This is a genomic window from Streptomyces sp. NPDC043896, from assembly GCF_056435605.1.
Genome location: NZ_JBWKEE010000055.1, coordinates 1 through 7,090 on the forward strand (window position 1 = coordinate 1; position 7,090 = coordinate 7,090).

Sequence of the window (7,090 nt, forward strand, 5' to 3'; positions counted from 1 at the left end):
CCCCCCCCCCCCCCCCCCCCCCCCCCCCCCCCCCCCCCCCCCCCCCCCCCCCCCCCCCCCCCCCCCCCCCCCCCCCCCCCCCCCCCCCCCCCACCACGCCGTCCTAGAGGGTCCCGGTGAGGGCTTCCGGACGGATCGGCGTCTTGTTGAGCTCCAGACCCGTCGCCTGCCGGATCGCCGCGAGGACGGCCGGGGTCGACGAGAGGGTCGGGGCCTCGCCCAGACCGCGAAGGCCGTACGGCGCGTTCGGGTCGGCGAGCTCCAGGACGTCGACCGGGATGGTCGGGGTGTCGAGGATGGTCGGGATCAGGTAGTCCGTGAAGGAGGGGTTGCGCACCTTCGCGGTCTTCGGGTCCACGATGATCTCTTCCATGACCGCCACGCCGAGGCCCTGGGTGGTACCACCCTGGATCTGGCCCACCACGGAGAGCATGTTGAGCGCCTTGCCGACGTCCTGGGCGGTCGCCAGCTCGACGACCTTGACCAGGCCGAGCTCGGTGTCCACCTCGACGACCGCGCGGTGCGCGGCGAAGGTGTACTGGACGTGGCCGTCGCCCTGGCCGGTGACCAGGTCGAAGGGGACGGTCGGACGGTGGCGGAACTCGAGCTCCAGGTCGATGACCTCGTCCTCGAGGATGTCGGCGATGTCCGCGAGGACCTCGCCGCCGTCGGTGACGACCTTGCCGCCCTCCAGGAGGAGCTCCGCGTGGGCCCACGCCGGGTGGTAGGACCCGTTCTTGCGGCGGCCGATCTCCAGCAGCGCCTCGCGGACGTGCTCACAGGTGTTCTTCACGGCGCCACCGGTCATGTACGTCTGCCGCGAGGCGGACGTGGAACCGGCGGAGCCGACCTGCGTGTCGGCCGGGTGGATGGTCACCTGCGTGACGCCCAGCTCGGTACGGGCGATCTGCGCGTGGACGGTGACACCGCCCTGGCCGACCTCCGCCATGGCCGTGTGGACCATCGCGACGGGCTCGCCGTTGATGACCTCCAGGCGCACGCGGGCGGTGGAGTAGTCGTCGAAGCCCTCGGAGAAGCCGACGTTCTTGATGCCGACCGCGTAGCCGACGCCGCGGACGACGCCCTCGCCGTGGGTGGTGTTGGAGAGGCCACCGGGCAGCGCGCGGACGTCCGCGTTCTCGCCGGCGGTCTCCCACTGGCGCTCCGGCGGCAGCGGGCGGGCCTTGACCCGGCGCAGCAGCTCGGCGACCGGGGCCGGGGAGTCCACGACCTGGCCGGTGGGCATGATCGTGCCCATCTCCATGGCGTTCAGCTGGCGGAACTCGACCGGGTCCATGCCCAGCTTCGCCGCGAGCTTGTCCATCTGGGCCTCGTACGCGAAACAGGCCTGGACGGCGCCGAAGCCGCGCATCGCGCCGCAGGGCGGGTTGTTCGTGTAGAGCGCGATCGCCTCGATGTCCACGTCGTCGATGACGTACGGGCCCACCGAGAGGGAGGACGCGTTGCCGACGACGGCCGGGGAGGCCGACGCGTAGGCACCGCCGTCGAGCACGATCTTGCACTTCATGTGCGTGATCTTGCCGTCCTTGGTGGCGCCGTGCTCGTACCAGAGCTTCGCCGGGTGGCGGTGCACGTGGCCGAAGAAGGACTCGAACCGGTTGTAGACGATCTTGACCGGCTTGTTGGTCGCGAGGGCCAGCAGGCAGGCGTGGATCTGCATCGAGATGTCCTCGCGGCCGCCGAAGGCACCGCCGACGCCGGAGAGCGTCATGCGCACCTTCTCCGGCGGGAGGCCGAGGACCGGGGCGATCTGCTGGAGGTCCGAGTGCAGCCACTGGGTGGCGACGTAGAGGTCGACACCGCCGTCCTCGGAGGGCACGGCGAGACCGGACTCGGGGCCGAGGAAGGCCTGGTCCTGCATGCCGAAGGTGTACTCGCCCTCGACGATGACGTCGGCGCGCTTGCGGGCCTCCTCCACGTTGCCGCGGATGATCGGCTGGCGGTGCACGATGTTCGGGTGCGGGACGTGACCGGAGTGGTGGTCGTCGCGGCCCGGGTGGATCAGCGGCGCGTCGGCGGCGAGGGCGGAGGCCTCGTCCGTGACGAGCGGCAGCTCCTTGTAGTCGATCTTGATCTTGGCCGCGGCGCGGCGGGCGGTCTCCGGGTGGTCGGCGGCCACGAGGGCGACCGGCTCACCGTGATGACGTACCCGGCCGTTGGCGAGGACCGGGGTGTCCTGGATCTCGAGGCCGTAGTTCTTCATCTCGGCCGGCAGGTCGTCGTACGTCAGCACCGAGTAGACGCCCGGCATGGCCAGGGCCTCGGAGATGTCGATGGAGACGATCTCGGCGTGGGCGACGGTGCTGCGCAGGGTCTGGCCCCACAGCATGTCCTCGTGCCACATGTCCGAGGAGTACGCGAACTCACCGGTGACCTTGAGGGTGCCGTCCGGGCGGAGCGTGGACTCGCCGATGCCGCCCTTGTTGTGCTTCTGGGTGACGTTCGTCGGCGTACCCACCGTGCGGGTGTTCTGAGCCATGATCAGACCGCCTCTCCCTGACGGGCGGCCGCGAGGCGGACCGCGTCGAGGATCTTCTCGTAGCCCGTGCAGCGGCAGAGGTTGCCGGACAGGGCCTCACGGATGTCCTGGTCGGACGGGTCGGCGTTCTGCTCCAGGAGCGCGTCGGCCTGGACCAGGAGACCCGGGGTGCAGAAACCGCACTGGACGGCGCCGGCGTCGATGAACGCCTGCTGGATGCTGGAGAGCTCGACGCCCTCACCGGTCTGGGAGTCGGTGCCCTTGGCGGACCAGGCCTTGGCCTCGTCCGTGGAGACGCCCTTGCCGCCGCCGCACGCGCCGGTGCCGCAGGAGTGGCCGTGCTCGTCGCGCTGCTTGGCGAAGTCCGCCAGGCCCTCGACGGTCACGACGTCGCGGCCCTCGACCTGGCCGGCCGCGACCAGGCAGGAACAGACCGGCACGCCGTCGAGGCGGACGGTGCAGGAACCGCACTCGCCCTGCTCGCACGCGTTCTTGGAGCCGGGCAGGCCCAGGCGCTCACGCAGCACGTAGAGAAGGGACTCGCCCTCCCACACGTCGTCGGCTTCCTGCGGACGACCGTTGACAGTGAAATTGACGCGCATGGTTACGCAGCCCCTTCAAGCGAGCGGCCGTTGGTGCCGCGGTACTGCTCCCAGGTCCAGACGAGCTGGCGGCGAGCAAGGATGCCGACCGCGTGACGGCGGTACTTCGCCGTGCCGCGGACGTCGTCGATCGGGTTGCAGGCGGCGGAGGCGAGCTCACCGAACTGCTTGGCGATCGACGGGGTGATGACCTTGCCGTTGTCCCAGAAACCGCCCTCTTCGAGCGCGGCGTTCAGGAACTCCTCGGCGGCCTTGGCCCGGACCGGGGTCGGGGCGGCCGAACCGATGCCCGTACGCACGGTGCGGGTGTCGGGGTGCAGCGCGAGGCCGAAGCCGCAGACCGCGATGACCATCGCGTTGCGGGTGCCGACCTTGGAGTACTGCTGCGGGCCGGTGGCGTTCTTGATGTGGACCGACTTGATGAGCTCGTCGGCGGCGAGCGCGTTGCGCTTCACGCCGGTGTAGAACTCGTCGATCGGGATCATGCGGGAGCCGCGCACCGACTCGACCTCGACCTCACAGCCGGCGGCGAGCAGGGCGGGGTGGGAGTCACCGGCGGGCGAGGCGCAACCGAGGTTGCCGCCGACACCGCCGCGGTTGCGGATCTGCGGGGACGCGACCGTGTGCGAGGCGAGCGCGAGACCCGGCAGCGTGGCGCGCAGGTTCTCCATGATCTGGGTGTACGGGACGGAGGCGCCGAGCTTCGTGACCTCCTCGCCGACCTCCCACTCCCGCAGCAGTTCGATGCGGTTGAGGTCCAGGAGGTATTCCGGACGGCGGTGGTCGAAGTTGATCTCGACCATGATGTCGGTGCCACCCGCAATCGGCACAGCTGTGGGGTACTCGGCCTTGGCGGCGAGTGCCTCCTCCCAGCTGGCGGGGCGAAGGAAGTCCATGTGCGGCTCTCTTCTTCTTAATCGGGTCGTTCACTTCAAGCCAGGAGGCCGAAGGGCCCTCGACTGGTCGTTCACGTGCTGTTAACGCGGTGTGGAGTCAGTACACAAGCCCGGTGTCCCTCGGGTGCAGTCACCGAAACCATGAAGGAGTTGGCTGGCGGCCTCCTTCGTCTTGTAGATTCGTATGAAAGGCAGGATGCGACGACCTGCCCGATTTCCAACGGCAACATTCGAGACAGATCGGCGGCGACATCATGCGGCTGCGCGCACTGCTGGAAACCGAGGCGCTGGGGCTGCGGCTGCTGGGCGGCGAGGAAGAACTCGACCGGACGGTCCGCGGGGTCATGACGACCGACCTGAGGGATCCCAGCCGATACCTATCCGGGGGAGAACTTGTCCTCACGGGCCTCGCGTGGCGAAGAAATTCAGCCGACTCCGAGCCATTCGTACGAATCCTCGCGAGCGCGGGTGTCGCGGGTCTGGCGGCCGGCGAAGCGGAACTGGGAGACATCCCGGATGATCTGGTTTCGGCCTGTCTGCGCAACCGGCTCCCGCTCTTCGCGGTGAATGAGGACGTTGCATTCGCCACCATCACGGAGTACGTGGTGCGGCAGGTCTCCGGGGAGCGCGCGGGCGACCTCGCGGCGGTCGTGGACCGCCACCGGCGACTGATGACCTCGGGCCCCGCGGGCGGCGGACCCGATGTGGTGCTGGATCTGCTCACCACGGACCTCGATCTGCGGGCCTGGGTGCTCTCCCCCACCGGCCGGCAGATCGCCGGGGCCGGCGAGCCGCTGGCCCCGGGCATCTGCGCGACGCTGGCGAGCGAGCACCTCGCGGCGGTCCGGACCGGGCGCAGGGGCCCGCACCGGTTGTCCATCCAGGGTATTACCTACTCCCTCTTCCCGATCAGGGGACACGGCCGCGGCCCAGGTCAGGGCGCCCGTGACGTGCGCGAGAGCGTGCTGTCCGACTGGCTGCTGGCCGTCGAGGCGGACGCCGGCGACTGGCCCGCCGAGCGTCTGGACCTGCTCCAGGGCGTCACCCAGCTGATCGCCGTCGAGCGGGACCGCCGCGACGCGGCCCGCACGGTGCGCCGCCGGCTGGCCCAGGAGGTGCTGGAGCTGGTCCAGACGGGTGCGCCGCCCGCCGAGATCGCCGCCCGCCTGCGGGTGGCGGCCCCGGTGCTGCTGCCCGGGCTGGGCGCCGCCCCGCACTGGCAGGTCGTCGTGGCGCGGGTGGACTGGGAGGGCGGGGACATCCCCGGCGGCCCGGTGGCCCAGTCGCTGCTGGAGGAGATCCTGGTCGACCCGTCGATGTCCGGGCCGGAGCCGTCCGACCGGATCGCGGTGGCCCACGCGGGTGACGAGGCGATCGCGCTCGTGCCGCTGCCCGCCCTCTCCGGCGACGCCGGGGAGGACAAGGGCCCGGACTCCGCGCTGCACGCCGACGCCCTCCTGGCGGCCGTACGCGAGCCCCTGGCGGCCGGTCTCGCCGACGACGGCCGGCTCACGCTCGGCGTCAGCGCGGCCGTGCACTCCGCCGAGGGGCTGCGCGGGGCGCTGGAGGAGGCCCGGCACGCCCGCCGCGTCGCGGCGGCCCGGCCCGGCCGGGTGTGCGCCGCCGGCCACCACGAGCTGGCCTCGCACGTGCTGCTGCTGCCGTTCGTGCCGGACGACGTCCGCCGCGCGTTCACGGCCCGCCTGCTGGACCCGCTGCGGGACTACGACCGCAGGCACCGGGCGGAGCTCATCCCGACCCTGGAGGCGTTCCTGGACTGCGACGGCTCCTGGACCCGCTGCGCGACGCGGTTGCACCTGCACGTCAACACGCTGCGCTACCGGGTCGGGCGAATCGAGCAGCTGACGGCGCGCGACCTTTCGCGCCTGGAGGACAAGCTCGACTTCTTCCTGGCGCTGCGTATGAGCTGACCCCGGCCCTCCCATCAGCACAGTCCTCCGGAGGGGCCGGGCAGGGGCGGCTGACGAGCCGTCCGGACTTTGTGAAAGAGTTCACCCGACCCCTTGGCCGATGTAGCCGATCCGTGCTCTCATTTCGCCCCAGGGCTCAACGACGTGCTGCTTGGTTGCTTCGGGGAGGGCAATGTGGCGGATACCGCCATGTCCGGTGCGGGATCAACTGGGGGCGACGACCCCCTCCAGCGGGCGATATGGCGGCTGCGCTCGCGCGGCTGTTGGACGGACGCGGCGGCCCTGCTGACGCCGCACGCGGACAGTGCCGGGGCGGCGGTGCAGCGCACCGCGCTCCTGGTGGAGCGGTGCCTGTTCACGGGCCAGGGCTGGTCCGACGCGGAGGACGCGCTGCGGGTGGCCGAGGCGGTGGCCCGGGACGACGACGAGCGGGGCGCGGCGGCCTGCGAGCGGGGCCAGCTGGCGTACGCGGCGACCGTGCTCGGCGTACGCGACCGGGCCGACGAGGCCCGGTCGGCGCTGGGCCGCGCGGCCGCCCTGCTGTCCCCGGGGTCGCGGACCCGGCCCCTGCTGGACTTCCGCCGGGGGCTGGTCGCCGAACACCTGGCGGACGCCCCGCAGGCGGCCCGGCCGGCCTACCACCGCGCCCACACGGGGGCGCTGGCCAACGGGGACACCCTGCTGCTGTCGTTCACCTGGCGCCACCTGGCCGCGCTCGCGCTGCGGGACGGCGAGGTCGCCGAGGCCCGCAAGGGCTTCGCGGAGTCCCTGCGGATCCGGGAGGAGCTGGGGTTCCTGGTCGGGACGGCCCCGGCGCTGGCGGCTCTGGCGGAGGTCGAACCGGAACCGGAGGCGGGCCGGCTGCGGGCGGAGGCCCGCCGCCTGTTCCACCTCCTGGGCGGCATCCCGACCTGGCTGGCGGACCAACTGGCCCCCGCCGCGTAGCCGGGGGCGGCGGGTGGCTCGGCCCGGGCGGGGCCGCACGCCCCCGTGCCGGGACCTGACTCCCTGCGGGGCTGGTCCCCTACCCGCCCTTCCCCCGTTCCCCGGGCTGCGCCCGGCCCCTTGGGGGGGGGGGGGGGGGGGGGGGGGGGGGGGGGGGGGGGGGGGGGGGGGGGGGGGGGGGGGGGGGGGGGGGGGGGGGGGGGGGGGGGGGGGGGG

5 protein-coding genes are annotated in these 7,090 nt (G+C 72.4%); 2 read left to right on the forward strand and 3 right to left on the reverse strand.

The window, feature by feature from the left end; translation table 11 throughout:
• Positions 1 to 103: 103 nt before the first annotated feature.
• From pucD to AC069X_RS37335, 3 genes are read right to left on the reverse strand one after another with little or no spacing between them, the layout of a single operon-like run.
• Positions 104 to 2,500 carry a xanthine dehydrogenase subunit D gene (gene pucD / locus AC069X_RS37325; protein WP_478736056.1) on the reverse strand — a complete coding sequence of 799 codons (2,397 nt, stop codon included), beginning with the start codon at positions 2,498 to 2,500 and terminating at the stop codon, positions 104 to 106.
• A 2-nt stretch (positions 2,501 to 2,502) separates the two neighbouring features.
• A complete protein-coding gene (locus AC069X_RS37330; protein ID WP_478736058.1) occupies positions 2,503 to 3,102 on the reverse strand; it encodes a (2Fe-2S)-binding protein in 600 nt (199 codons plus the stop codon).
• A gap of 2 nt (positions 3,103 to 3,104) precedes the next feature.
• On the reverse strand, positions 3,105 to 3,998 hold the full coding sequence (locus AC069X_RS37335; protein ID WP_183069276.1) for an FAD binding domain-containing protein: 894 nt from the start codon (positions 3,996 to 3,998) through the stop codon (positions 3,105 to 3,107).
• Between the two features lie 254 nt (positions 3,999 to 4,252).
• Between AC069X_RS37335 and AC069X_RS37340 the strand changes: the two genes are divergently transcribed.
• Entirely contained in the window at positions 4,253 to 5,929 is a 1,677-nt protein-coding gene (locus tag AC069X_RS37340) for a PucR family transcriptional regulator (RefSeq protein WP_478736060.1), read from the forward strand.
• A gap of 189 nt (positions 5,930 to 6,118) precedes the next feature.
• Complete coding sequence (locus AC069X_RS37345; protein WP_478736062.1) at positions 6,119 to 6,874, forward strand: hypothetical protein; 756 nt, start codon at positions 6,119 to 6,121, stop codon at positions 6,872 to 6,874.
• Positions 6,875 to 7,090 lie beyond the last annotated feature (216 nt).